Source organism: Ruegeria sp. BG6, assembly GCF_056538465.1.
The window spans coordinates 211,835-234,678 of the sequence record NZ_JBQFTB010000006.1 but is presented as its reverse complement, the minus strand read 5'-3'; the positions used below and the strand labels follow the sequence as shown (position 1 = coordinate 234,678).

25 protein-coding genes and 1 tRNA gene are annotated in these 22,844 nt (G+C 56.6%); 16 read left to right on the top strand and 10 right to left on the bottom strand.

Annotation, left to right across the window (positions count from 1 at the left end):
* The first annotated feature begins 881 nt into the window (after positions 1 to 881).
* The 6 genes from ACR0JW_RS13305 to ACR0JW_RS13280 all read left to right on the top strand — a co-directional run bounded on the left by ACR0JW_RS13305 (position 882) and on the right by ACR0JW_RS13280 (position 7,684).
* Complete coding sequence (locus tag ACR0JW_RS13305) at positions 882 to 2,735, top strand: adenylate/guanylate cyclase domain-containing protein (protein ID WP_170682702.1); 1,854 nt, start codon at positions 882 to 884, stop codon at positions 2,733 to 2,735.
* Between the two features lie 1,001 nt (positions 2,736 to 3,736).
* Positions 3,737 to 4,102, top strand: coding sequence for a hypothetical protein (locus ACR0JW_RS13300; protein ID WP_170682703.1), 366 nt, complete (start codon positions 3,737 to 3,739; stop codon positions 4,100 to 4,102).
* Positions 4,077 to 6,029 (top strand): prolipoprotein diacylglyceryl transferase family protein, encoded by a 1,953-nt coding sequence (locus ACR0JW_RS13295; RefSeq protein ID WP_170682704.1) that lies wholly within the window; start codon positions 4,077 to 4,079, stop codon positions 6,027 to 6,029. Before ACR0JW_RS13300 ends, ACR0JW_RS13295 begins: the two co-directional genes overlap by 26 nt.
* Positions 6,030 to 6,123: 94 nt before the next feature.
* Positions 6,124 to 6,249 (top strand): hypothetical protein, encoded by a 126-nt coding sequence (locus ACR0JW_RS13290; RefSeq protein WP_480714032.1) that lies wholly within the window; start codon positions 6,124 to 6,126, stop codon positions 6,247 to 6,249.
* A gap of 353 nt (positions 6,250 to 6,602) precedes the next feature.
* Positions 6,603 to 7,154 (top strand): hypothetical protein, encoded by a 552-nt coding sequence (locus ACR0JW_RS13285; protein WP_170619956.1) that lies wholly within the window; start codon positions 6,603 to 6,605, stop codon positions 7,152 to 7,154.
* A 140-nt stretch (positions 7,155 to 7,294) separates the two neighbouring features.
* The gene (locus ACR0JW_RS13280) at positions 7,295 to 7,684 is read left to right on the top strand and encodes a hypothetical protein (RefSeq protein WP_170619958.1); all 390 of its coding nucleotides are present in this window, start codon (positions 7,295 to 7,297) and stop codon (positions 7,682 to 7,684) included.
* Positions 7,685 to 8,041: 357 nt separating this feature from the next.
* On the opposite strand, the gene ACR0JW_RS13275 is transcribed toward ACR0JW_RS13280, so the two are convergent.
* Positions 8,042 to 8,117: transfer RNA gene (locus ACR0JW_RS13275), tRNA-Thr, on the bottom strand.
* Between the two features lie 181 nt (positions 8,118 to 8,298).
* On the opposite strand from ACR0JW_RS13275, the gene ACR0JW_RS13270 reads away from it, so the two are divergent.
* Positions 8,299 to 9,174: a hypothetical protein gene (locus ACR0JW_RS13270; RefSeq protein ID WP_480714031.1), complete on the top strand. Its 876-nt coding sequence runs from the start codon at positions 8,299 to 8,301 to the stop codon at positions 9,172 to 9,174.
* Positions 9,175 to 9,367: 193 nt separating this feature from the next.
* Here the strand turns inward: ACR0JW_RS13270 and ACR0JW_RS13265 are convergent, their stop codons facing one another.
* The gene (locus ACR0JW_RS13265; protein WP_170614681.1) at positions 9,368 to 9,637 is read right to left on the bottom strand and encodes a DUF2312 domain-containing protein; all 270 of its coding nucleotides are present in this window, start codon (positions 9,635 to 9,637) and stop codon (positions 9,368 to 9,370) included.
* Between the two features lie 163 nt (positions 9,638 to 9,800).
* Between ACR0JW_RS13265 and ACR0JW_RS13260 the strand changes: the two genes are divergently transcribed.
* Complete coding sequence (locus ACR0JW_RS13260) at positions 9,801 to 10,019, top strand: hypothetical protein (protein WP_170614682.1); 219 nt, start codon at positions 9,801 to 9,803, stop codon at positions 10,017 to 10,019.
* A gap of 10 nt (positions 10,020 to 10,029) precedes the next feature.
* Here ACR0JW_RS13260 and ACR0JW_RS13255 read toward each other — a convergent pair whose 3' ends face one another.
* Positions 10,030 to 10,245, bottom strand: coding sequence for a hypothetical protein (locus ACR0JW_RS13255; RefSeq protein WP_170614683.1), 216 nt, complete (start codon positions 10,243 to 10,245; stop codon positions 10,030 to 10,032).
* A 253-nt stretch (positions 10,246 to 10,498) separates the two neighbouring features.
* Here ACR0JW_RS13255 and ACR0JW_RS13250 point away from each other — a divergent pair, with 253 nt between their 5' ends.
* The 4 genes from ACR0JW_RS13250 to ACR0JW_RS13235 are packed head-to-tail and all read left to right on the top strand — an operon-like array spanning position 10,499 to position 12,690.
* Positions 10,499 to 11,362, top strand: coding sequence for an MBL fold metallo-hydrolase (locus tag ACR0JW_RS13250; RefSeq protein ID WP_170619544.1), 864 nt, complete (start codon positions 10,499 to 10,501; stop codon positions 11,360 to 11,362).
* A 33-nt stretch (positions 11,363 to 11,395) separates the two neighbouring features.
* Positions 11,396 to 11,818, top strand: a complete 423-nt coding sequence (locus ACR0JW_RS13245; protein WP_170680819.1) for a YeeE/YedE thiosulfate transporter family protein — start codon at positions 11,396 to 11,398, stop codon at positions 11,816 to 11,818.
* Positions 11,818 to 12,249, top strand: a complete 432-nt coding sequence (locus tag ACR0JW_RS13240) for a DUF6691 family protein (RefSeq protein ID WP_170680821.1) — start codon at positions 11,818 to 11,820, stop codon at positions 12,247 to 12,249. The genes ACR0JW_RS13245 and ACR0JW_RS13240 overlap by 1 nt, the downstream gene beginning before the upstream one ends.
* Before the next feature lie 9 nt (positions 12,250 to 12,258).
* Positions 12,259 to 12,690: a TIGR01244 family sulfur transferase gene (locus tag ACR0JW_RS13235; protein ID WP_170680823.1), complete on the top strand. Its 432-nt coding sequence runs from the start codon at positions 12,259 to 12,261 to the stop codon at positions 12,688 to 12,690.
* Here the strand turns inward: ACR0JW_RS13235 and ACR0JW_RS13230 are convergent, their stop codons facing one another.
* From ACR0JW_RS13230 to ACR0JW_RS13210, 5 genes are all read right to left on the bottom strand, one after another.
* Positions 12,691 to 13,800 (bottom strand): flagellar motor switch protein FliM, encoded by a 1,110-nt coding sequence (locus ACR0JW_RS13230; RefSeq protein WP_170680825.1) that lies wholly within the window; start codon positions 13,798 to 13,800, stop codon positions 12,691 to 12,693.
* Positions 13,801 to 13,878: 78 nt separating this feature from the next.
* Positions 13,879 to 16,557: an ATP-binding protein gene (locus ACR0JW_RS13225; RefSeq protein WP_170680827.1), complete on the bottom strand. Its 2,679-nt coding sequence runs from the start codon at positions 16,555 to 16,557 to the stop codon at positions 13,879 to 13,881.
* On the bottom strand, positions 16,545 to 16,859 hold the full coding sequence (locus ACR0JW_RS13220; protein ID WP_170680829.1) for a hypothetical protein: 315 nt from the start codon (positions 16,857 to 16,859) through the stop codon (positions 16,545 to 16,547). Before ACR0JW_RS13220 ends, ACR0JW_RS13225 begins: the two co-directional genes overlap by 13 nt.
* Complete coding sequence (locus ACR0JW_RS13215) at positions 16,856 to 17,236, bottom strand: response regulator transcription factor (protein WP_170680831.1); 381 nt, start codon at positions 17,234 to 17,236, stop codon at positions 16,856 to 16,858. The genes ACR0JW_RS13220 and ACR0JW_RS13215 overlap by 4 nt, the downstream gene beginning before the upstream one ends.
* A 78-nt stretch (positions 17,237 to 17,314) precedes the next feature.
* On the bottom strand, positions 17,315 to 18,556 hold the full coding sequence (locus tag ACR0JW_RS13210; protein ID WP_480714030.1) for a short-chain fatty acyl-CoA regulator family protein: 1,242 nt from the start codon (positions 18,554 to 18,556) through the stop codon (positions 17,315 to 17,317).
* Positions 18,557 to 18,834: 278 nt separating this feature from the next.
* On the opposite strand from ACR0JW_RS13210, the gene ACR0JW_RS13205 reads away from it, so the two are divergent.
* From ACR0JW_RS13205 to aat, 4 genes are all read left to right on the top strand, one after another.
* Positions 18,835 to 19,371 carry a LuxR C-terminal-related transcriptional regulator gene (locus ACR0JW_RS13205; protein ID WP_170614692.1) on the top strand — a complete coding sequence of 179 codons (537 nt, stop codon included), beginning with the start codon at positions 18,835 to 18,837 and terminating at the stop codon, positions 19,369 to 19,371.
* Positions 19,372 to 19,523: 152 nt separating this feature from the next.
* The gene (gene accB / locus ACR0JW_RS13200) at positions 19,524 to 20,027 is read left to right on the top strand and encodes an acetyl-CoA carboxylase biotin carboxyl carrier protein (RefSeq protein WP_480714029.1); all 504 of its coding nucleotides are present in this window, start codon (positions 19,524 to 19,526) and stop codon (positions 20,025 to 20,027) included.
* Between the two features lie 9 nt (positions 20,028 to 20,036).
* Entirely contained in the window at positions 20,037 to 21,386 is a 1,350-nt protein-coding gene (gene accC, locus ACR0JW_RS13195) for an acetyl-CoA carboxylase biotin carboxylase subunit (protein ID WP_170680835.1), read from the top strand.
* 48 nt (positions 21,387 to 21,434) lie between these two features.
* Positions 21,435 to 22,067, top strand: a complete 633-nt coding sequence (gene aat / locus ACR0JW_RS13190; protein WP_170680838.1) for a leucyl/phenylalanyl-tRNA--protein transferase — start codon at positions 21,435 to 21,437, stop codon at positions 22,065 to 22,067.
* On the opposite strand, the gene ACR0JW_RS13185 is transcribed toward aat, so the two are convergent.
* Both ACR0JW_RS13185 and mlaD read right to left on the bottom strand, forming a co-directional pair.
* On the bottom strand, positions 22,031 to 22,390 hold the full coding sequence (locus ACR0JW_RS13185; RefSeq protein ID WP_480714028.1) for a DUF2155 domain-containing protein: 360 nt from the start codon (positions 22,388 to 22,390) through the stop codon (positions 22,031 to 22,033). The two genes, aat and ACR0JW_RS13185, sit on opposite strands and share 37 nt — an antisense overlap.
* Positions 22,387 to 22,839, bottom strand: coding sequence for an outer membrane lipid asymmetry maintenance protein MlaD (mlaD, locus tag ACR0JW_RS13180; RefSeq protein WP_170614697.1), 453 nt, complete (start codon positions 22,837 to 22,839; stop codon positions 22,387 to 22,389). The genes ACR0JW_RS13185 and mlaD overlap by 4 nt, the downstream gene beginning before the upstream one ends.
* Between the last annotated feature and the right edge of the window lie 5 nt (positions 22,840 to 22,844).

Genomic DNA, 22,844 nt, shown 5'->3' with positions numbered 1-22,844 from the left:
GCGGCGCGAAAACACGATGAGTGACTGATTGAAACGGAGCCTGAGACCTGATCTATCCGGCATCGGGCACGCGATTTATAAGCCATGTTCTGTTCATACGGCGCCTTCATTGATGGGTCACGCGATAACTGGAGCATGTCAGGTGACAGTTGCGAATGCTTGCGAGGAACGAGCTCAACGCGAAGACCCCAGCGCGACCCGTTCCTATGCTGGGGCACATGCTACAGTTAGTCTGAAGGCCATTGGATCATCGAAGCCGGCAGCATCGCGACGACGAGTAATTTTACCCAATGCACGTTTGTGGTCCTTTGCCAGAATAGAGTCAAGGAAGTTTCCCTCGTCGCAACGCTAGTACTGCTAAGGCAGGTGTTTGTGAAACAAGCACGTGACCAAGTAGCCTGGTGAACCGCCGAAAGAAGTTACTTGGCATTAATCTGTTGTTGTAGGGATTTGGGGGCGGAGCAGCAGCGAATGGCAGCTTAAGTCCGCGTCTCTCTTGTCGAGCCTGAGTGCGGCGACAGAGCGGTACGTGATCAAGGTTTCCTCGTGGCTATGAATGACTGGCCTGACGTCATCAGCAGCAACGCATCGACATTCGTGCCGCTCCTGTGAACTGATGCTGCGCAAGCACTCGCGGCGCGAGCAAATGGTTGATCTGCTACGCTTCTCGGGAATTGCAAAGTCTAATTGCGAATGTCCGTTTTGGGCTGATTGTGGTCCTTTAGAGCAAGAATGCGGATGGCTGCAAAGTCCGCACAGCAGACCTTGAGCGTTCTTCGCCAAATGTCCGCTATGCGGACAGAGTCGACATTCGAAGCCGCTCGTTAACGCGCATAGAAAAATCTCACCATTAGGCTAAACTCAGTCACTGAGAGGTTCTTATGGAACGACGGTTGGCCACAATCCTCGCTGCGGATGCTGTCGCATATTCAAGGCTAATGGGCGAGGACGAGGAAGCGGCTCTGGCCGAACTGACGGTCTGCCGGGAACTGATTGACGCGCAAATTTCAAGCCATGGCGGTCGGATCTTCGGTAGTGCCGGGGACAGCGTGGTGGCTGAATTTTCTAGCCCGGTCAAAGCGGTGCAGGCGGCATTGGCTGCACAGGGGGATATGGCCCGGCGCGCCGCGGAAAGCCCAGGGCCCAAACGGCTGCAGTTTCGCATTGGTATTCATCTTGGTGATGTAATGGTCCGGGGTGATAACTTGCTGGGTGATGGGGTCAATGTTGCTGCGCGGCTAGAGGCCTTGGCGCCCCCCGGCGGGATCGTTGTATCGAAACCGGTTGCCGAAATGGTCATAGGAAAGCTGGATGTCGAGTTCGGGCATTCTGGCATCCACGAGTTGAAGAACATCACTCGAAGCGTGGAACTCTGGACTTGGCCAGCGGACAAGGCGGTTAAGCCGGTACCGCGGCGTGATAGTCGAAAATTGGGCGCCGTGGTTGCTGCAGCTGTTCTGGCGCTTGCAGGTTTGGCGTACCAGTTCTACCCAAAAGAAGAGGCCTATGCCCTGCCAACCGGACCAAAGGTGCTGATCCTACCCTTCGAGAATGTCGGCGGCAGTCCGCAGGACGACTATTTCAGCGATGGCCTGACCCGCGATATTAACGTGATGCTCGCCAAGTTCACCAACCTGTTCGTATTGGCGCCAGGGGCCGGCAAGGCATTCAGCGAAAATGCGGACTGCCAAGCGATCCGCGATGAGCTGGCTGTGGATTACATACTGGGTGGCACGGTGCAGCGTTCTGACGACAAGCTTCGCGTCACCACCACGTTTACCGATGCAAAAACTTGTCTGCAGCTTCAGGCTCCAGGCCCCTTTGTAAGCGACCTGAGCCTTGCGAGCGTTCTGGACGTGCAGGTGGAAGTCGCCAGCAAGATTGCCTCGCTTATCGGATCGAGCGATGCCCCATTGTTCAAGGCCGATGTTCTGAAAACGATCCGCGAAAAGGCGCCCGAAAGCCTCGATGCATATGAGTGCTTTATGACCGCACACTGGTTTTATCAGACCTTTGCACTGCCCGAGCACCGTAAGGCACGCGATTGTCTGCTGCGGACCGTGCGGGAAGAGCCAGGCTATTCGTTGGGTTGGTCGCGCCTCGCGTACAACTACCTTGATTCAAAAAAGAACTCTTACGACCTTGATCCCGATTGGGCTCAGAAAAGCTTTGACGCAGCTCAACATGCCATCGAAGCAGATCCCGATAACCCAGATGCATATTACGCACTGGCAGTACGGAGCCGGTTGCTGGGTGAGAGCATGGATGTCTACCGTAAACATGCTGAGCGTGCGGTGGCACTGAACCCGAATGACTCTTGGATTCTAGCTGATCTGGGTATTTTCTTCGCCTATTCAGGTGATTTTGAAACGGGGTTGGCATGGATCGACCGGGCACGGGCGCTCAACCCAAAACTGCATTCGGGCTATACCTATGCGGCGCATCTGGATGCTATTTCTCGCGGTGATTACGAGGAAGCAATCAAAATACAGTTGGCTGCGGCGGGTAGATTGCCCATGAACAAAGCAAGTCTTGCGGCTAGCTATGCCCTAAACGGGCAGCAAAAGAAGGCTGAAGAGACCGTAGAATATATCAAACAGCAGTTCCCCGAATACCAGTCAGATCCGCGTGCACCGTTTCGCGCCCGTGGGATGCCCAAAGAGCTTATTGACAAAATAATGGAAGGCCTGACCCTTGCTGGCTACCCGGTGCAACCGGAAGAGGCCACCAAGTGATGATACCGCGTGATCTTCAAACCAGCTATGATTTGCGGGCTTGCCGATCTTGTACCGAACGTCTGCTTCGGGCTGATATCGTTGAAAAACTCCAGTTTTGGCCAAAACCGGTGAAAAAACTACACATTGAGCGGCGGTTGAAGTTTTGGGCCAGGGGGTCGGCCAAAGCATTGGTTCCGCTATGTGAGAGGCTGTCATGGCCTACTCTGGGCAAGTGGTGCCAACATTGCTGACGCGATGGAAATCGCGAAAAAGCGAGTGGGCCAAAACCGGAGTTTTTCAACACTATCCGGACAAAACCGCTACTCGCCAAGTGTGCTTGCGTCCATGTAAAAAAGTATGATCAACTCGACAAATTAGAAGTTTGATATGCATCAACGCGCTGCCCGTCACTGATCAATAGTGTCAACAACCAGCACAAATTCAGTGCGAGTAGTCGGTTCTTGGAGCCACTCCGCAAGGAGAATGCGCGAAGGTAGAAGATGCGACGGCGACAGCTGCTAGTGGGGATGACCGCGTCGGGCTTTGTGGGCTTGTCCGGCTGCGAGGCGATGGGCGAGCATTCTCAACAACCTAATGCACAGCAAAGTTTTTTGCTCAATAAATACTATCTCGACGGAGTGACCGAGATCGGAGACTATTTCATTGGGTATTTCGCTGTACTTAAGTTTGGGCAGCTTTCTCTGTGTTACGGTGACACCCTTCACTCATCGGAGTTTCGGGGCCTGAGGCCGGGTCCAAGTCTCAATTGTGGCTCCAGTCCCGTTCCAAGTGCAGAGGCAGTGACTTGGCGTCATTCCGAATTGGGTGTCGACGGCTTGTGGCGCCCTTTGTCCCCGCCAATAAAGAGTCAACTTCTCTCTACAGCAGAGGGACAGGTTGGCTGGAGCTGCCTGCAACCGAGCTCAAGGGTAAAACTGAAAACCTCGGACGGTTCGGAGCTGCAAGCACTTGGCTGTTGCGAGTACCTGAGCATGACAATTCCGCCGTGGCGACTTGGCATGAAGGAATTGGTCTGGGGCAGGTTCGTTTCCGAGAAGAACTCCGTTGTATGGTTGAAGTGGAGCGGCGAGCACCAAAGGCGTCTGCTCTTCTGGAATGGTGTTCGTGCAGCGCCTCAAAGCATTGCGCATGATCAGGTCGTGTCCAACGATTTCTCAGTGGCTATTTCATCCGACACAACACTGCGAGCCGGACATCTAGGTTCAGAGATTCTCTCGAAAGTGCCAATCGTAAAGAAGCTTGCTCCCGTCGCATTGCTCAATGTTCACGAGCACAAAAGACTTGCTCGCGGCACTTTAGAAGCGCGTGGTGGCCAATATGATAAAGGATGGATAATCCATGAAACAGTTGTCTGGCCTGATTGATCGGGTGATGTGGGGGAAGCTGCTATATGGTGTTTTGTTCTGCGTGATCATACCCGCCTATATAGCTTTCTGGGCTACTCGCCTCGAATTCCTTTCATTGCCAGATGTCCCAGATGCCCCAAGCGTGGGTCTGGTCCTTTTAGGGCTCGGCATAACGTTCATGGTCTCTGGGATTACAGCATTATGGGTGCATGGGGGTGGCTTGCCGATGAATGCCTACCCGCCCTCGCGTTTTGTTAGGCAAGGGATTTATAGATGGATGAGCGAGCCAATCTACATTGGCTTTGTTTTGGGCTGCTTCGGCGTTTCAATTGCCCTGAACTCCCCCGCGGGTCTCTGGGTTGTTTCACCTGTTGTTGGCCTAGCATGTGCTGCTCTGGTGTACGGGTATGAAAGGCCGGACTTGGTTCGTCGGTTCGGCGGGCAGTATGCACCGCCCTGGTTACGTCTGCCTCCGTCTGATATGGAAACGCCGACGCTTCAGGATATCGTTTCCGTTGTTGTACTGGTCTTCGGCCCTTGGTTAATCTTGTACGAGACGGTTGAGCTCATTGGCGTCGTACCACCGGTACTGCACTCAACCCTCCCTTTTGAAGAAGGCCTGCCAGTCTGGGGGTTTTCGACTTTAGTCTACATGATAATTTATCCTCTCGTTGTTCTAGCTCCACTGGTCGCTCAGCAACGAGATCATTTGCACGCTTTCGCGCTCGGAGGACTAATTGCGACCGCGATCATCATCCCTTTCTACTTAACAATACCAATCATCGCGGAGTTCCGCGAAGTCTCCGCTGATGCTGCATTCAGCAAGCTTTTGTTGTGGCAGCAGCAGTTCGATCGGCCGGTGACCGCTCTGCCTGCATTTCATATAGTTTGGCTACTGCTGGCAATTCGTCTGTATGGCCAAGCCTACCCGAGTGCTCGATTCCTATTCTGGACGGTTGGGATTCTTATCTTCGCTAGTTGCTGGACGACAGGTATGCACGCGTTGCTAGACTTGTTTGCAGGCATGGCGGTGTATGCAGTTGTTTCTAAGCGGAATGAGATTTGGAAATACGTACTGCACGGATCTGAGCTGGTGGCAAACTCTTGGAAGGAGTGGCGTTTCGGACAAACTAGGGTCATAAATCACGGTCTTTATGCGGGTTTAGCTGCGGCCGTTGGTTTTCTAATCGTTGGCTTCATAAGCGGTCCGAGCATGTTTTGGACAATTGCAATCATAGGTATTTCAACACTTTTGGGTGCCGGAATCTGGGGGCAGATACTTGTTGGCTCCCAAAAGCTTCTGCGTCCATTCGGCTACTATGGCGGTGTTCTGGGGGCCGCAGTTGGTTTGGCTTTCGCCAGCCTAGTATTAAGTCAGGATGTCCTGCCAATCGCAGCAGCCCTGTCCGTCGCGGCGCCCTGGGTTCAGGCAATCGGTCGCTTTCGCTGTCTGATCCAGGGCTGCTGCCACGGGGCTCTGACATTCGAAGGAAACGGCATTCATTATCGGCATAAGCGATCGCGCGTCCTGCAAATCGCAGGGCTGGGTGGAAAGCCTCTCTACCCGACGCCTGTGTTCTCAATGGTGAGTAACCTAGTGGTCGGATTGTTGACCCTGCGATTGCTCCTTATAGATGCACCGGCCACATTCATTGTAGGAACCTATCTCATGCTTAACGGCCTCGCGCGGTTCGTCGAGGAGGCCTACCGAGGTGAGCCCCAAACACAGGTGTTTGGCGGTCTAAAGGTTTATCAGTGGACAGCTCTTTGCAGTTTTCTGGTGGGAACAGCGTTCACCATGTTCCCTAGTGCAGCGGTAGGGACTCAGCATTTCGGAGTCACACCGATTGTTTGGTTAGGATCTGTAGCTCTGGGCGCATTGGTGACCATTGCGATGGGTGTTGATTGGCCAGAGTCCAGTCGGCGCTTCTCCCGGCTGATTTGAGCAATTCCATTACCGATTGGCACTAGGACAGTTTCGCGCTTCAGTACTGTTGAAGCGGAATTGCGTGGCTTAACGACTTCTTCAGCGGTCGAGAATGACCCGTGCTCACTCGTCCTTCGTCCTCGTTCCGCCCCCGAAACTGGGGCGGTTTCGGGGGCATTTCGAGGGTGAAGCGACGGGCGGAATGGAGCGTCAGCGGGTCAAAATGGGGCATTTCTGACCGCTAGAGTGACCGCTAACTGGCGCTGAGACGACGGCTGAAGCGTCGTTCCGGGGGCTGACGACTGTTTGTTGGCATTGATGAAGTGGCTGACCGTTGGCGCAGAAGCGGACGTTCGAGCGGACAACGGCGAAGGACCGCTTCGAGCCCGAAGCGGAAGCCGGGAATGACCTATTTAGTAAATCCACATCTCTGACCGACCAATCATTTATCGAAGCGGTGCCTGCGGCGCGTATGATTTGGATCAAAGTAGTGTGGCCTGACCTAAGTTGTAATACGTCAGGGTACTTTCTTGATTGGGTTAAGTCCCGTTGTGAGAGGATATGGTAATCAGGCGAAAGTTAGTAGTTTTAATGCAAATTGCATTTAGCTCGGCCCGGCTATTGTCCGCCGGATTGGCAGTCGCATTTGTTCTACTTTCAGCTTGCGGCTATGAAACTCCCGACTATGTCGAGCCAGACAAGCCAGAAGAAGAACTGGCACGGTTGGAAACCCGCGTGCACGTACCTGGTGGCAGCCTATTCAAGCAGATGTCCGCCGGAATAGGGGTCATAACGGCCGTCGATGGAATATCTAACGCCAATGATTGGAGTGTTGGTTCTATCAGCATTTTGGTAGAGCCTGGGCGGCGTGAAATTGAAGCGCAGCTACGAACCGCTCATGGACAATCGACCGCGGCAGGTGAAGCATTGGATGCCGTTCTTGGCACTCCTGGAGCATCCGCGTCGTATGTCATTCTGGGAACCACAAACACTTTAAACGCGACGCTGGAGGCCGGTCAGGTTTACGAGGTTTTGTTTGAGAGAAGTGGGTCGACGATTTCCGTACAGATCTTTCGAAAGAATGACGGCTTTCCCGTATCAAAGCCCGTCAGAAGCAAGATTGGCTATATTGAGAAAATTTAGACCTGCTTGCTCTAAAAACCATGCGGGTAACCGCGTTCTTGCGCGTTCAATGGAGCGACCGCTGCTCTAATATATCTGATATATGTCAATGCGCTCCTTGGTTCCGGGCATAATGATGGTTCCCGGGAGTAGAAGGTCAGATGCAACGCAGTTCGTTCATTTTCATCTTCTGTGGAACGCTGGCGGCATGTTCAGCTTCATCTGAACGTGATTTATACACTTTTGACGCGAAAACGAACGCTGGTGAAGATGTATTAATGGTATGTGTCAAGGACCCTGCTCAGGAAGTGGCTGGGTCAATTCTTGTCGGGGATTATCAACTTCTGGCAGATGGGAGGAGCTATCTTACAACAATCAAATTTCAGGGAAAGTTCAAACAATTGATTGCTAGTCCAATCGATGAGGAGCCCTGCAAGTCTTTGATAGAAAGAGATGCTGATATATCGGCGGGTGAGGCGGCAAAAGTTACTGCCGCAATATTGCTAGGCATTCCTATTTGCATCCTTACAAGTGGAGTTGCCTGCCCATAGATTTCAGCTCCGTTTGTTTTTGAACCCTAGAACGGCAGCATTGTCCGCAACGCGGTCAGTCGTCCAATTTCGATAAACGTCCGTTGTTCATGAGAGCTGCCGTCGGAGCCTAGCATCGTCAAAAGGTATAAAACCTGGGTCGGTTTGCCCGTTTAAGTTGGGACATTTTCACAGCCCTAACTCTAAAAAATACCAACATTTACTATCATCAATCTTATTAGAAGAATGCGTATCAAGGGAATCGATGGCGAGAAAATCTGGGCTCATATCCATCAACAGAAAAACAGGGGATAAATCAGGGGATACACAAGATCCCGCCATGAAAATCATTATATTACAGCATCTTATCATGTAAAGTGGTGCCCCCACACGGACTCGAACCGCGGACCTACTGATTACAAATCAGTTGCTCTACCAGCTGAGCTATAGGGGCGCTGGCGTCCGATTACTCTCTCCGGAAAGGGACTGCAACCCACAATTTTCGCCCGCATAGAAATCTATCCCAGAACGTTTTAATAACTGCACCTCTGTTCCCCCGTTGTGAATTTGACTGTGGTTGCTGCAGGCTGTAACCCGACGGGGCACAATGGGGATGCAAGGGCTGAAACGGAAAGATGCAGGTTGTCATTCACGCAGGCGGAGCTTTTGCGGACGATGGTCGGCTGCTGAACTCATTGCAGGCGAATTTGAACATCCTGTCTGCGCATGGGGTGTCTCTGGTTGGACCACGGCGCTATCGACAGGTTTTTCGGCCTGTGTTCAACGCGATAGGATCGCATCCGGTTTCCACTGATGAGCTTGTCCGGCTTATGGAAATACTGCCGGATGACGAAAACACTCAGCGTACAATATTCACCAGCCCGGATTTCATCGGTGAGCCGGTCGAGTCCATAAAGGATGGGCAGTTCTATCCTGCGGCCGGGCAACGCATGGCCATCCTGGAACACGCCTTCCCCAATAATCAGGTCGAGCTGTTTTTCGGGCTGATCAATCCCGCAAGCTTCATTCCGAAAACCCTGGCGGCACTTCCGCAAGACCGTCGCGATCAGATCCTCCGGGACACCGATCTGAGCTGCCTGAGTTGGCTCAGCACGATAGAAGATATTCGCGATCTCGCACCCGGTGTCGGAATAACGCTTTGGTGCAATGAGGATACGCCTCTGATCTGGGGGGATGTGCTGCGCGCGATGGCCGGGCTAGACGACGATGTGGTGATGCAGGATGAATATGCCTTCCTCTCTTCCCTGCTGACGGAACCCGGCAAGCGCGAGGTTCTGGCGCTGATCCGTCAGGACCCTCAGCCCGACAAACATGATCTGCGTGAGGAACTGGCCGGGATCTTTGAAACACACGCATCGCCTGAAGAGGTTGAAGAGGAGTTGGAATTGCCCGGCTGGAGCGCAGATATAGTCGAAGCGTTTTCCGAGCTTTACGAACAGGACCTGGCCCGAATTCAATCCATGCCGGACATTCGCTTTCTGAAACCCTGATGGTCTGCCGAGGGTAGCAGTCATCCGGTATGGGTTGCTACCACCGCGGGTGAACCTCGTATTGGGTTTGATGATTTATGTTAGCAAGGATTGAAGACCCACACTGCGCCTGAACGCTGCGACAGCCCGAAATTCGCAGGCTTCCCCCTAAGACCCGAGCAGAATGGCAGCACAGAACCCCGTGGTTCTGAGCCTAGCTCATACCCAAAGCTTCTTTGTACATTTCAAGAACCGCCTCTTCCTCGGCGATGTCGTCCTTGTCCCGTTTGCGCAGCGCGATTACCTTGCGCATGACCTTGGTGTCGTAGCCGCGCGCCTTGGCTTCTGCCATCACCTCTTTTTGCTGTTCGGCAATGTCTTTTTTCTCGGCATCGAGGCGCTCGAACCGTTCGATGAACTGGCGCAATTCACCCGCCGTCACACGGTAGTTGGCGGTGGCCTGATCTTCGGTCATGTCTTCCATTTACGTCTCTCCAAGAGGCTGCGGTCTGATGCTGTGACTTCGGGCAATATGCCGGATACATCGGTGCCGTCCGGGCCGCAAGCACCCAATAGCGGGCCAGGCTTGTGCCATCCGGCCTGATCCGCTAAGCGCAGCTTGAGAAAAAGGCAATATGTGGAAACCCATGTTCGAACTCATCACATGGAGCGGGGCCGCTCTTTCGCTGGCGGGGCTGGCCGGGCTGGTCTGGTGCATTCTGCGCGTGATGAAGGCGCGCAAGGCCGGCCTTTCGGATGATGAATTGCGCGCGGCTGTTCAAAGCGTTCTGCCGTGGAACCTCGCCTCATTGTTTTTATCGGTGATCGGGCTGATGCTGGTCATCCTCGGCATCTCGTTCGGATGACCAACTAAGCTCAGACTGGCAGGTTGTCGAAGCGCGCTTCCATAGCGTCTTCGCACAGCGACGCATCCAGACGCTTCAGGCGGGACGGCACATGCAGCCCCCGCTGATGCAGACGGTCAATCATTTTGCTGACGGAGGGCTGAAGGGCCAGTCGTGTTTCAAGGCATGCACCCTGCAATTGACGCTCCAGTTGTTCAGCTTCTGAGTAGAGATTCTGTTTCGACATTTCCATCCTCCCAAATGGTGCCAGTCTTGCAGATATGCGTAGTAAGTAACGGTATTGCGACTTTCGGAACATTTCCACCCAAGGTTGCGGATTCCCGCCGGTTCCCGGGGAAGATTTCGCCACTTTGCGCGCACTGCATGAATTTTATGCGGTTCCGAGTCAGAATGCCTTGACCGACATCAACAAGGAATTGATGATTGCATCACATTCCGAATTTACTATATGATAAATGATACGTTTAATGGGGGTGTGCATGACACCAGTAGTGAAAGCCTTTTTCGATCCGGATACATTCACCGTATCCTATGTCGTGCAAGAGCCCGAAGGCACAGCGTGCGCCATTATCGACAGCGTGCTGGATTTTGACCATGCATCGGGGCGGACCGGCACGGGTTCGGCGGACCGGATCATCGAATACGTCCGGTCCGGCGGACTGAAAGTCGAATGGATTCTGGAAAGCCATGTGCATGCGGATCACCTGTCGGCCGCGCCCTATCTGCAGCAGGAGTTGGGCGGAAAGATCGGGATAGGCGCCCAGATCGTCACGGTGCAGGACACGTTCGGCAAGGTGTTCAATGAAGGTACGGAATTCCAACGCGACGGCAGTCAGTTCGACGCTCTGTTCTCGGAAAATGACAGCTTTCACATCGGCCAGATGCGGGGCGACGTTCTGCATACGCCCGGGCACACCCCGGCTTGCATGACCTATGTGATCGGTGACGCAGCTTTTGTCGGGGACACCCTGTTCATGCCCGATTTCGGAACCGCACGTTGCGATTTTCCAGGCGGCTCCTCGGAAATGCTGTATGCCTCGATCCAGAAAATCCTGTCTTTGCCGGATGAAACCCGGATTTTCGTCGGGCACGACTACAAGGCACCCGGACGCGATGAGTTTGCCTGGGAAACGACGGTGGGCGAGCAAAAGGCGCTGAACGTACATATCGGACAGGGACGCAGCATCGAAGAATTCGTGGAAATGCGGGATGCGCGGGATGCGACACTGGCGATGCCCCGGCTGATCCTGCCATCGCTACAGGTCAATATGCGGGCCGGGCAGATGCCGCCTGCGGACGAAAAAGGCGACGTGTTTCTGAAGCTGCCCCTCAACAAGCTTTGACGCGTACAGGCGCTTAGAAGAAGGCAAAACAACATGAATGCAGACTGGATATGGGGCCTCGCCGGAGGCCTTCTGATCGGGCTTGGCGCAGCGGTTTATCTGTTGGGAAACGGCCGCATCATGGGCGCCAGCGGTATCCTTGGCGGGTTGGTGGATCGCAGCGGCAGAATGACCGAGCGTTTGGCGTTCATCGCCGGTGTTGTCGCCATACCGGCATTGCTTCGCCCCTTGATGAATCCGCAAGCTGAAACCCATCTGACCGGAAACATCGCGGTTGTGATAGCCGCCGGCCTTCTGGTTGGCGTCGGCACCCGGATCGCGAACGGCTGCACCTCCGGGCACGGTGTGTGCGGCATCTCGCGATTTTCTGCGCGTGGAATCGTTGCCACGATTGTCTACATCGCCGCGGGCGGGCTGACGATTGCCCTGCTGCGGCACGTCTGGGGGGTGATCTGATGCGCGTTCTGATTTCTCTGATTGCCGGATCCCTTTTCGGCGCGGGTCTTCTGATCTCGGGCATGACGGACACCACCAAGGTGCAAGGCTGGCTGGACGTGTTCGGCAATTGGGATCCGACCCTGGCCTTTGTGATGGGAGGTGCAATTCTGCCTATGTTGGTTGCCTGGCAGCTGACGACCAACCGCGCACCTCTGGTGGGTGGGCAGTTTCCGACCGCACCGTCATCGGAACTGGATCGCCGTCTGATCGTGGGATCGGTTCTGTTCGGGGCCGGCTGGGGGCTGGCCGGATTGTGCCCGGGCCCGGCCATTGCGTCGCTCAGCTACGGCGGGGTTGGCGGCGTTGTGTTCATGGTGGCAATGATCACGGGTATGTTGATGGCTCCAACCCTTGGTTCGCAACTGGACAGAACCGCAAACCCGGCCTAAGCAATCAGAATGGAGATTCGACCAATCACCCCCCGCTATGCCGTCTCGCCACAAATCACGGTCGAGGATGTGCCAGCTATCGCTGCGGCAGGATTTGTCAAAGTCATCTGCAACAGGCCCAACATCGAAGTTCCGGCGAACATGCAGTCTGACGCCATCGGACAGGCAGTTCGCGATGCAGGGATGGAATACGAGGTTCTGGAACTGACACACCAGACCATGACCCCCGAGAACGTGGCGCTTCAACGTGAACTGGCGGAAAGCTGCAGCGGGCCGGTTCTGGCTTATTGCGCATCAGGCACGCGATGCTCGGTGGTCTGGGCGCTGGGGCAATGCGATCGGATGAGCACGGATGACATCCTGTCCGCCACAACCAATGCAGGTTACATGCTGGAAAACCTGCGTCCGGCATTGGATCACATCCGCCAGGAAAAAAGCTGATCAGAAATTATGGCCCGGGTCGGTTTCCGGCCCGGTCAATCCAGCAAGCTTGGATATCTCGGCGGCCATTTGATCGGCATCCTCAAAATTCAGTTCCGCATCGGCTGATGTCAGCAAACGCGTGTCTCTTGGCGAGGAGGCCTCAACCGCATCGACTTGTGCGGTTGGATCTTTGGGGATCGACTGTTTTTCGTCGGGCTTGCTTTCAAGAAATGGCAACGCTGCTGCATCGGCGGGAACGGGTGTAATTCCTTGCTCATTCAGCCGCACCGCGCGCATTCCCCCACATTGACCCAGACGACCGACAGCGACGGGGCTTTTGTCAATTGTCAGGAGCCTGGTACGGTCCAGCCTTGCGCCGGTCAGGGGAACAACATCGCCCACCTTTAATACCGACAATGTCGTCAGGGGCAGCGACATCCGGCAGATCACGGAGTTCAGTTCAGCCCGTAAAACGCCGATCGCCTGATCCAGTCGGGGCCCTGTTTTCTGAATGGCCGCGTCACCGGTTTCCACAACCAGTGCTGGCTCGGGTTGCAGAAAGCACATCTGACCTTGCCGCGCCCCTCCGCCCAGCTCCACAGTCAGGTCGAAAAGGCGGTATCTGTCTTCCACCAACGCCAGTGACAAGGCCCGTGTATCCGGCAGGCGGGAAGCAAACTCAAACCCCGACAGGCTCGCCTGATCGGACGCCAAGGCGACCAGATCGACGGACCGAGCCAGCGTATCTTCGATCAGAGGTGCCACCATGGCCGCATCTGTTTCAGTGAAAGGGCGCGGCTGAGGTTCACCCGGCAGCACCTCACCGAAGGCTTGCGCCTGCACGATCGCGGACACAGCGCCGGGGTTCAGACAAACGGCAGCCATGACCCCATTTTCCGCCCGAAACAACAGCAAAAGCCAGTCTTTCCCTATCAGGTCAGCCAACCCGTCCTGCGGGCAGGTCGTCTGTTTTGCGCCGATTACAGTTAGTGGTAGGTTCCATTGTTCGCCCGCAGCCCTGGCCAGTGCCAGTCGGAGGGCCCGCAGCACCGGTCGGGGCGTGTCGTCGGGTTCGGTCGGCCTGATTGCAAGCTTACGCGCCAAAGCCGCATTGACGGGTTGTGTCATCGCCCTGTTCGCCACCTTATTCCGAATTCCAGGTTCAGGTGTAACCCAACCAAAGTTACGAATGTCTTTAGACGGCCGTTATTGCGCAGCCTGCCGGTAGGCCAGCGGCAGGCTGACCCGGAACGCCGCCCCGCCCTGCCCCGCGAGATAGTTGATCTCGCCGCCCAGCCGCTGCACGATCTCGCGGCAGATCGCCAGACCCAACCCCGCCCCCTGGGCCTTTTCGACCCCTACGCGGGCAAATTTCTCGAACACAACCGAACGCGCTTCGGGGGGGATGCCAGTGCCATTGTCCACGAAGTCAATCACCACCTGACCGCCAATGTCATGAGCCGAAATCGTCAGTTCCGGATCGGTCGCGTCGCAGTATTTCTGAGCGTTCGAAATCAGGTTGATGAACACCTGGGCGAGGCGGTCCAGATCCGTGTGCAGCGGAATCCGTTCAGCGCCACGCACCCGCCGCACACTCAGAGTCTTTTCGGTTCCCGCAAGCGCGCTGGCGACCGCTCGATCCAGGACCGAGCGCAGCGTGTCGTCCCCCATATTCAGACTGACCTTGCCACTTTCAAGAACACTCAGATCCAGCAGATCGTCCAGCAAACGCGTCAAACGCAACGCCTCGTCATGAATGATCGCGGCATATCGGGTCTGTTCCTCGCGCTTCAGCCCGTCCGTGTCACGCATGATCTCGGAAAAAGCCCGGATCGAGGTCATTGGCGTACGCAATTCGTGGCTGACCTGACTGAGGAACGTGTCCTTTTGCTCGGAAATCTGCGTCAGCTTCGTGTTGGCTTCGCGCAGTTTCCGCGCCGTGCGGCTGAGTTCTGCGGACTTCTCCTCAAGCTTGCTGGAATATTCCAGCAGTTCCGCGGATTCGTCCGCGACCGCCAGCAGATCTTCGACGGAAACCGATGCACCGCCAACGATCTGTCCGATCATGGCATGGGCTGTAGCGGCACCAACCGAACCGCTCAACTCGCGTTCCAGCCGTTCCAGAAACCCCGGCGTCGGTTCAGGCAGATCGGCGCGCCCGCCCTGTTGTCTGGCCTCGGACTGAAAGAACTCCTGCGCGGGACCCGCACCCAGAATCCGCTGGGTCATGATCATCAGATCTTCGCTTTGAGCAACTGAACCTGTCCAGCCACCCGGCGCGACAGAGTGATCAAAGACATTGACGAACTGCGCACCCTGCAGGCGTTCAAGCGGGCTGGGAAAGCTCAGCAGCGAGGCGATACAGAAGGCAACGGTGTTCAGCGACATGGACCACAGGACGGAATGCACCATCGGGTCGATCCCCTCGATCCCGAACAGCGCCTGTGGCCGCAGCCAGCCCCAACCGAACAGCCCGTTCTGCACAACGCTGTCAGGCATTATGGCGCCGCCCATTCCCGGCAGAAGCAGGGTATAGATCCAGAGGACGAACCCAACGCTGAGCCCGGCAAGTGCTCCGGTTCGAGTGGCACCGCGCCAGAACAGGCCGCCGACCATTGCCGGCAGAATCTGGGATACACCCGCAAAAGCAATCAGACCGATCGAGGCCAAAGCCGCCCCGCCCCCCGACAGCCGGTAGTAAAAGTAGCCCAGCGCCATCAGGGCTGCGATGGACACCCGGCGGGACATCAACACCACGTTGCGCACGTCACCCGAAACCGAACCGGAACCTTCCTGGGTGCTCAGCCAAATCGGCATGACGATATGGTTCGATAACATGGTCGATAGCGCCATCGCAGTCACGATCACCATCGACGTGGCTGAGGAGAACCCGCCGATAAAGGACAGCATCGCCAGCCAGTCATTGCCCTGCGACAGCGGCACGGTCAGAACGAACAGGTCCGGGTTCGAGCCTTCGGGCAACAGATCCAGCCCCACAACGGCAATCGGAACGACAAACAGACTCATCAGCAGCAGATACAGCGGAAATGCCCATGCAGCGGTTCGCAGATGACTTTCGTCATCGTTTTCCACCACCATGACCTGGAACATGCGCGGCAGACAGACAAAGGCAGCGGCGGACAGGAAAACAAAAGTGGTCCATCGGCCCGCATCCACGTTCCATCGACCGATATCCGACGCGTCGATACGCTCCATCATCGGGGAGATCCCCCCCGCAACGCCCCAGACCACAAACGCACCGACGGCAAGCAGAGCGAACAGTTTTACCACGGATTCCAACGCGATGGCCGTCACCACACCGTGGTGTCGCTCGTTCGCGTCCAGGTTGCGTGTGCCGAACAGGATGGCAAAAACGGCAAGACCTGCCGCGACCCAGAATACACTGGAACCTTCGCGATAGAGGCCCGAGGGGTCCGCTTCGGCAAAAATGGAAAAGGACAGGGTTATCGACTGCAATTGCAACGCGATGTAGGGCGTGCCGCCCAGTACCGCCAGAATAGTCACGCAGATGGCCAGCGTGTTCGACTTGCCGTAGCGGGAGGAGATCAGGTCCGCGATCGAAGTCACACGCTGACTGCGTCCGACCCGGACCAATTTGCGCAGGCCCCACCACCAACCGATCATCACCAGTGTCGGGCCCAGATATATGGTCACGAATTCCAGCCCCGAACGGGCTGCGTTTCCGACCGCACCGTAGAAGGTCCAAGCGGTGCAGTAGATCGACAGGGACAGCGTATATATCAGCGGTGAACGCAGCCATTTGCCCTTGCCCGCTGCCGCCATTCTGTCGGCAGCGAACGCAACGCCAAACAGCAACACGACATAGCCCAAGCAGACCAGGATCAGGACGTTCAGCGTTGCCATTGATCCGTATCCGCCTCGGTTTCGTCGCGCCGGGACAAACGCCTGGCCGCATATCCAAATCCCACACTGGCCAGAATAAGCAGCCCCCAGCAGGCAAAGATGTAATAGATGGCCGAGGACAATGGCACACCGGCCCCGGCGCGATCTACCGAGGGCCATAGCAGCGGGATTGCAACAAGGGCGCCACCCAGAACGGGCAGCAACCGGGCCGCATCCATCAGCCTGCGCCGACGATAGCCCTGACGTTCAAGAAACAGCGAAGACCGCCCCGCTGACGGCTGATGGTCTTCGCTCTGGCTCATGTCCGGGTGGCCTGTGCGTGCAGGTCCCGCACCGCTGTCAGAACTTCGGCATTGGAAAACGGCTTGGTCATGAACCGGCTGACCCCGGCATTTTCAGCCATCTCGCGGTCACGGGACTGGCCCCGCGCAGTCAGCATCAGGACCGGCAGAGCTTTCATCTCGTCCAGCTCGCGTAAATCCCGCAGGATGTCCATGCCGTTTTTCCCCGGCAACATCACGTCCAGTATCACCAGATCAGGGTTTGCCCCCTGAATCACTTCAACCGCATCCGTACCCTCGGCATGGGTTTCGACCTGCCAGCCTTCACGCGTCAGCAAAAACCGAATGGCCTCAGCAATGTTCGGCTCATCCTCAATCAACAGAACCTTACGGCTCATATTTGCAATTCCTCCCCGAGACCGGCCACGCGCCCGGCGACCTGTCACATTCAGATTAAGCGCTATGTTACGAAACTGTCAAAAACCTTCACTCAGAATCGACGGTTCGCGGCGCGATCCGCACTCCGGGTTTGGACACACACGGCAGCCGGGACCGGCGCGGACACTTGCATTACTTGTGTCTCCGACAAACTCGACCGGTTGCACCAGCATGACAGACCGGTAGTCCGGCCCGTCCTCGTGTCCCGATATGCTGTGGGGCCAGGCCACCGCGTGACACTCGAATTCTGCCGCTGTTCTGCCAAGTTGCAGAACACGCCTGCGGATCGGCACCAATGGCCGGTTCAACGCCTGATACAACGGCCACAGCGGGCAGGCTTCGCCGTATCGCGGCAAGGCAAACCCTTGTACCGGCTTGAAGAAAAGGATGCTTCCCGAGGCGTCGCAGATCACTAGGCCTGTCGGGCGGGTCAGCGTGTCCTTGGGCAAAAAGGCCAGCCTGCGCAATACCGTGGCGTGGTCGACCGAAAACCGGGCCGCCAGTTTCAGCGGATCTGTTCCCGTATCAGCCAGGGCTGCCTTCAGTAGCTCAAGCGGCAGGGCCTTTGCGTCCCGTGCATAAAGCCCCAGAAGATCGCGCGTGACGGCCTTGGCGGCACCAGAATCAAGCGCGTTGAGGTCTATTTCGCCGGTCGCTCCGTTCTCTTCGATCATCGGGAAATGATGCGCATGATCCGAAAAGAACGCCTCGGCTTCTTCCAGCGGCACACCCCGGCGATCGTTTGCCGAGTCGTTGTCATCCAGATAGGCCACCAACGCCTTTGAACTGTCGGCCAGACGCTCTGCATCCTGATGCAGATTTCGATGAAATCGGTCCTGCCACTCGGCCTCGATATCCCGGGTGTCGACCAGAATGGCTGCCGTGGATCGAATCGCTGCTGCCGTTGACAGAACCTCGTGCATAGATGCGGCCAGGTGCGGATCATGCGTCAGGCGATCGGACAGTGTTTCGACTGTGCGTTCAAGCGACACGACCCGCCGATGCATCTGTGCCAGCACCTTCGCCCACCCAGGAAAGCGACCGGCAAATTCTTCCAGCCCGTCAATTTCGGCGGAATGGCCGACCGATTCCGCCGCAGCCTCCCGCAGGGCTGAAATCAGCGTGGCCTCGATACCTTGCGTCAGTACCGAAGGTTCCACCATCAAAACTGACGCTATATCGACCAACAGCTTACCGCCGATCCGGCGTCGATTGTGTTCGATCAGATTCAGGTAAGAGGCCGAAATGCCGACCTGCCGGGCAAGTTCGGACTGGCGCATACCAGCAATCTGCCGACGTTCCCTGATACGGCTTCCTGTCAATACACCCCGAATTGCAGCACCCTCCCATCGGTTGCCGCTACTGTATATCCCAGATTTGTTTTCTGATAAAATTATTAATAAAAGAAGTTTAGGGCAATATTTTCAACCGGTCTTTACACAATTAACAAGCTATACCGTACCTTGCGTTTCGTTTAATATTCACCAACAGGCATCCCCGTTCGATCTATTTCTTCATTCCACTTCATTTTCACCACAAATCCCGGCACGATACAGAAATGAGCGACCCTGCATTCGAATACGCGCCGATCGGCCTTGTCGAACTGGAAAACCGGATCATCCGGCGTTGCAATCTGCAATTCGCGCGCACCTTTGGCGGCGAAGAAGCGGAATATCGCAACATGCCGCTGCTGCATCTCTACCCGTCCGTGGCCGACTGGGAGCGCATTGGCGCACGCAGTCTGCAGGTGATGCGCGATACCGGGTATTACACGGATGAACGCGTCATGCGTCGGCGCAATGGCGATCTGTTCTGGTGCCGGGCGCGCGGACGCTCGCTGACGCCTGATGACCCGTTTCGACATGGAATCTGGAGCTTTTCTGACATCTCCGAAGAACGGCCACTGGTCGAGTTGACCGCGCGGGAACGCGAAGTGGCCATCCTGTCGTGCCGGGGGCTATCCGCCAAGGAGATCGGCGGCGAACTGGGCCTGAGCTATCGCACCATCGAGGCCTACCGCGCGCGGCTTCTGGAGAAGTTCGGCGCCCGGAAACTGCCCGAGCTTGTCGCCAAATTGTCGGGGATGCCATTATAAGCGCCTCACCCCCTCACGTTTCCGAATAAAACCCCAATTTAGAAGGGCGAGACGGCACTTTTCATGACCGTGCGCATGGCTTATAACGCTGCCTAATCAGACCAAAGCCCGCACGAAACAGACGGGCCAAAGGGGAACCGTCGAGGACACTCATGACAGATACCAAGCACGAAGCGGATGTGGCGTTCATCAAGGCATTGGCCGAACTGTTGCGCGAAAATGACCTGACCGAATTGCAGGTCAAGCGCGAGTATGGCGAGGAAGACAGCCTGAACGTACGCGTCAGCCGCATGTCGCAGGCCGTGCCTGCCCCGGTTCAGATGACCGTTCCGGCCACTGCACCGGTCGCTGCCGCCCCCGTTGCTGCTGCGGCTCCGGCCCCTGCGGAAGCGCCCGCCGCTGCCGAAGATCCCGCCAGCCACCCCGGCGCCGTGACGTCGCCAATGGTTGGCACTGTCTACATGCAGGCCGAACCCGGTGCACCCTCTTTCATCTCTGTCGGGGCATCCGTGTCCGAAGGCGACACGTTGCTGATTGTCGAGGCGATGAAGACCATGAACCACATCCACGCCCCCAAGTCGGGTACAGTCAAACGTATTCTGGTCGGCGATGGCGACGCTGTGGAATTCGGCACCCCTCTGGCCATCATCGAGTAAGGCGGGCCCATGTTCGACAAGATCCTGATTGCCAACCGAGGCGAGATCGCCCTGCGCGTGATCCGTGCCGCGCGCGAGATGGGGATTAAGACGGTCGCCGTGCATTCTACCGCTGACAGCGACGCCATGCATGTGCGTATGGCGGACGAATCGGTGTGTATCGGCCCTCCGCCCAGCCCGCAAAGCTACCTGTCGATGCCTGCGATCATATCGGCCTGTGAAATCACCGGCGCGCAGGCCATTCACCCCGGCTATGGCTTCTTGTCCGAGAATGCCGAGTTCGTGCAGATCGTCGAGGACCACGGCATTACCTTCATCGGCCCCACTGCGGAACATATCCGCATCATGGGCGACAAGATCACCGCCAAGGATACGATGAAAGCCCTGGGCGTGCCCTGCGTTCCGGGATCGGATGGCGGAGTGCCTGATCTGGCAACAGCCAAGCAGATCGGCGAGGAATTCGGCTATCCCGTCATCATCAAGGCCACCGCCGGTGGCGGCGGGCGCGGCATGAAAGTCGCGATGAATGCCGACGAGATGGAAAGCGCCTTCATGACCGCGCGCGCCGAGGGCAAGGCCGCCTTTGGCAACGACGAGGTCTATATCGAGAAATACCTGACCACGCCGCGCCACATCGAGATTCAGGTGTTCGGCGACGGCAAAGGCAAGGCCGTACATCTGGGCGAGCGCGATTGTTCGCTGCAGCGTCGCCACCAGAAGGTGTTTGAAGAGGCCCCCGGCCCCTGCATCACCCCGGAAGAACGCGCCAAGATCGGCAAGGTCTGCGCAGATGCGGTGGCCAAGATTAACTACATCGGCGCCGGGACCATCGAGTTTCTCTATGAGAAAGGCGAGTTCTATTTCATCGAGATGAACACCCGCCTGCAGGTAGAACATCCCGTCACCGAAGGTATCTTTGGCGTCGATCTGGTGCGCGAGCAAATCCGCGTCGCCGCAGGTGAGCCGATGTCCTTCGGTCAGGACGATCTGGAAATCAACGGCCACGCCATCGAGGTTCGGATCAATGCTGAAAAGCTGCCCAACTTCTCGCCCTGCCCCGGCAAGATCACAGCGTATCACGCGCCGGGCGGACTGGGCGTCCGGATGGATTCGGCGCTTTACGACGGGTATACGATCCCGCCCTATTACGACTCTCTGATTGCCAAGCTGATCGTGCAGGGCCGTGACCGGGCCGAAGCGCTGGCGCGGCTGGAACGCGCGCTGGGTGAATTGATCGTCGACGGTATCGACACCACGGTTCCCCTGTTCCACGCGCTTTTGCAGGAATCCGACATTCACAGCGGTGACTACAACATTCACTGGCTGGAGCGTTGGCTTGCGCAAAACATGGCCCAGTAAGACAGCGGCATTGGGTGGTCACACCCACCCAATGCCCGGCCAAAAATCATGAGCCTGTCTCCTGAACTTCTGCTGCACGGGTATTCCATCGGTATCTTTCCGATGGCCGAGCACCGGGACGCGGCTGAACTGTTCTGGGTTGATCCCAAACTGCGCGGAGTGTTTCCGCTGGATGGGTTTCACATTTCCCGAAGCCTGGCCCGTCGCATACGAAACGCGGACTATTCTGTTTCAATCGATCGTGATTTCGCCGGGGTTGTCGATGGATGCGCAGACCGCGCGGACACCTGGATAAACGCCGAACTGCGCGATCTATATCTGCAGCTTCATCGCTCGGGCCATGCCCATTCGCTGGAAGTATACGCCCAAGACAGATTGGTCGGAGGCGTCTATGGCGTGGCCCTCGGTGCCGCGTTTTTTGGCGAAAGCATGTTTTCGTACCATACCGATGCGTCGAAGATCGCCCTTGCCTATTTGGTGGACCGATTAAGTCAGACCGGATTTCAATTGTTCGACACGCAGTTTCTGACCGCACATCTAGCCTCGCTTGGCGCTATTGAGATTCCGCGCGCGCGCTACCAGCAGGCTCTGGAAAGGGCGGTCAATGCCAGCGCTCATTTTTCCGCCGAAATCTCTCAAACCCCTCAGGGGCTCATACAGCGGATTACCCAAACGTCATAACGGGAATGGTCCAGCGCATTCAGCGCGGGCGAGGTTGCAATCATCCAGCCGTCAAACAATTGCTCGGTCTTGCCCTGTTCCCAGATTGTCAGGAAGGCAAACGCATCGCCGGTGGGGTTTTCAATCGGATACCTGCAATCGCCCAAAGCGACATCCAGCCCAAAGATGGTCTGCGTCTCGCCGCTTTGCAACTCGACATCAACGGTCTGGCCACTGACCTTGTCCAGACCACGCAGCATGGCACCCGGCCCAGACGCCACTTTTTGCTGGGCCATTGCGCCGGTTGAGAAAAGGATAAGCGCCAAAAGCGCGGCGCGCATCATTCGCTGCCGTCTCCGGCCACAAACTTGACCAGCAGTGAGATCAGACTGACGGCACCCTGCGTATCCTCGACCACGTCTCCCGGTTCAAAAAAGAAGGGCGAACCGCCGGGCATGACTTCAACAAAGTTCCCGCCGAGCAACCCCTCAGAAGAGATCACGATGGCACTGTCATCCGGCACCAGGACACCATCCGCAATCGTGAAGGTTGTATCGGCACGATAGGTATCGGCGTTCAGTTCAACACCCGTTACAGTCCCGATCTTCACCCCCGCCAAGCGCACGTCTGTTCCGACCCCCACACCTTCCAGGGATCGGAAAGATGCGCCCAGTTCATAGCCTGTGCGGTTTTGCGACAGGCCGGTGGATTGGCTGGCATAAACGCCAAATGCGACGGCGCATGCCAGTACAACACCGCCGACCAAGACTTCGGTCATGTTATGGGTAGACATCGCTC

What these genes read in the sequence shown, in the direction of transcription:
- ACR0JW_RS13305 (WP_170682702.1), top strand. Translation starts at nt 882, where the DNA reads ATGGAACGACGGTTGGCCACAATCCTCGCTGCGGATGCTGTCGCATAT.
- ACR0JW_RS13300 (WP_170682703.1), top strand. Translation starts at nt 3,737, where the DNA reads ATGAAGGAATTGGTCTGGGGCAGGTTCGTTTCCGAGAAGAACTCCGTT.
- ACR0JW_RS13295 (WP_170682704.1), top strand. Translation starts at nt 4,077, where the DNA reads ATGAAACAGTTGTCTGGCCTGATTGATCGGGTGATGTGGGGGAAGCTG.
- ACR0JW_RS13290 (WP_480714032.1), top strand. Translation starts at nt 6,124, where the DNA reads ATGACCCGTGCTCACTCGTCCTTCGTCCTCGTTCCGCCCCCGAAACTG.
- ACR0JW_RS13285 (WP_170619956.1), top strand. Translation starts at nt 6,603, where the DNA reads ATGCAAATTGCATTTAGCTCGGCCCGGCTATTGTCCGCCGGATTGGCA.
- ACR0JW_RS13280 (WP_170619958.1), top strand. Translation starts at nt 7,295, where the DNA reads ATGCAACGCAGTTCGTTCATTTTCATCTTCTGTGGAACGCTGGCGGCA.
- ACR0JW_RS13270 (WP_480714031.1), top strand. Translation starts at nt 8,299, where the DNA reads ATGCAGGTTGTCATTCACGCAGGCGGAGCTTTTGCGGACGATGGTCGG.
- ACR0JW_RS13265 (WP_170614681.1), bottom strand. Translation starts at nt 9,637, where the DNA reads ATGGAAGACATGACCGAAGATCAGGCCACCGCCAACTACCGTGTGACG.
- ACR0JW_RS13260 (WP_170614682.1), top strand. Translation starts at nt 9,801, where the DNA reads ATGTTCGAACTCATCACATGGAGCGGGGCCGCTCTTTCGCTGGCGGGG.
- ACR0JW_RS13255 (WP_170614683.1), bottom strand. Translation starts at nt 10,245, where the DNA reads ATGTCGAAACAGAATCTCTACTCAGAAGCTGAACAACTGGAGCGTCAA.
- ACR0JW_RS13250 (WP_170619544.1), top strand. Translation starts at nt 10,499, where the DNA reads ATGACACCAGTAGTGAAAGCCTTTTTCGATCCGGATACATTCACCGTA.
- ACR0JW_RS13245 (WP_170680819.1), top strand. Translation starts at nt 11,396, where the DNA reads ATGAATGCAGACTGGATATGGGGCCTCGCCGGAGGCCTTCTGATCGGG.
- ACR0JW_RS13240 (WP_170680821.1), top strand. Translation starts at nt 11,818, where the DNA reads ATGCGCGTTCTGATTTCTCTGATTGCCGGATCCCTTTTCGGCGCGGGT.
- ACR0JW_RS13235 (WP_170680823.1), top strand. Translation starts at nt 12,259, where the DNA reads ATGGAGATTCGACCAATCACCCCCCGCTATGCCGTCTCGCCACAAATC.
- ACR0JW_RS13230 (WP_170680825.1), bottom strand. Translation starts at nt 13,800, where the DNA reads ATGACACAACCCGTCAATGCGGCTTTGGCGCGTAAGCTTGCAATCAGG.
- ACR0JW_RS13225 (WP_170680827.1), bottom strand. Translation starts at nt 16,557, where the DNA reads ATGGCAACGCTGAACGTCCTGATCCTGGTCTGCTTGGGCTATGTCGTG.
- ACR0JW_RS13220 (WP_170680829.1), bottom strand. Translation starts at nt 16,859, where the DNA reads ATGAGCCAGAGCGAAGACCATCAGCCGTCAGCGGGGCGGTCTTCGCTG.
- ACR0JW_RS13215 (WP_170680831.1), bottom strand. Translation starts at nt 17,236, where the DNA reads ATGAGCCGTAAGGTTCTGTTGATTGAGGATGAGCCGAACATTGCTGAG.
- ACR0JW_RS13210 (WP_480714030.1), bottom strand. Translation starts at nt 18,556, where the DNA reads ATGCGCCAGTCCGAACTTGCCCGGCAGGTCGGCATTTCGGCCTCTTAC.
- ACR0JW_RS13205 (WP_170614692.1), top strand. Translation starts at nt 18,835, where the DNA reads ATGAGCGACCCTGCATTCGAATACGCGCCGATCGGCCTTGTCGAACTG.
- accB (WP_480714029.1), top strand. Translation starts at nt 19,524, where the DNA reads ATGACAGATACCAAGCACGAAGCGGATGTGGCGTTCATCAAGGCATTG.
- accC (WP_170680835.1), top strand. Translation starts at nt 20,037, where the DNA reads ATGTTCGACAAGATCCTGATTGCCAACCGAGGCGAGATCGCCCTGCGC.
- aat (WP_170680838.1), top strand. Translation starts at nt 21,435, where the DNA reads ATGAGCCTGTCTCCTGAACTTCTGCTGCACGGGTATTCCATCGGTATC.
- ACR0JW_RS13185 (WP_480714028.1), bottom strand. Translation starts at nt 22,390, where the DNA reads ATGATGCGCGCCGCGCTTTTGGCGCTTATCCTTTTCTCAACCGGCGCA.
- mlaD (WP_170614697.1), bottom strand. Translation starts at nt 22,839, where the DNA reads ATGTCTACCCATAACATGACCGAAGTCTTGGTCGGCGGTGTTGTACTG.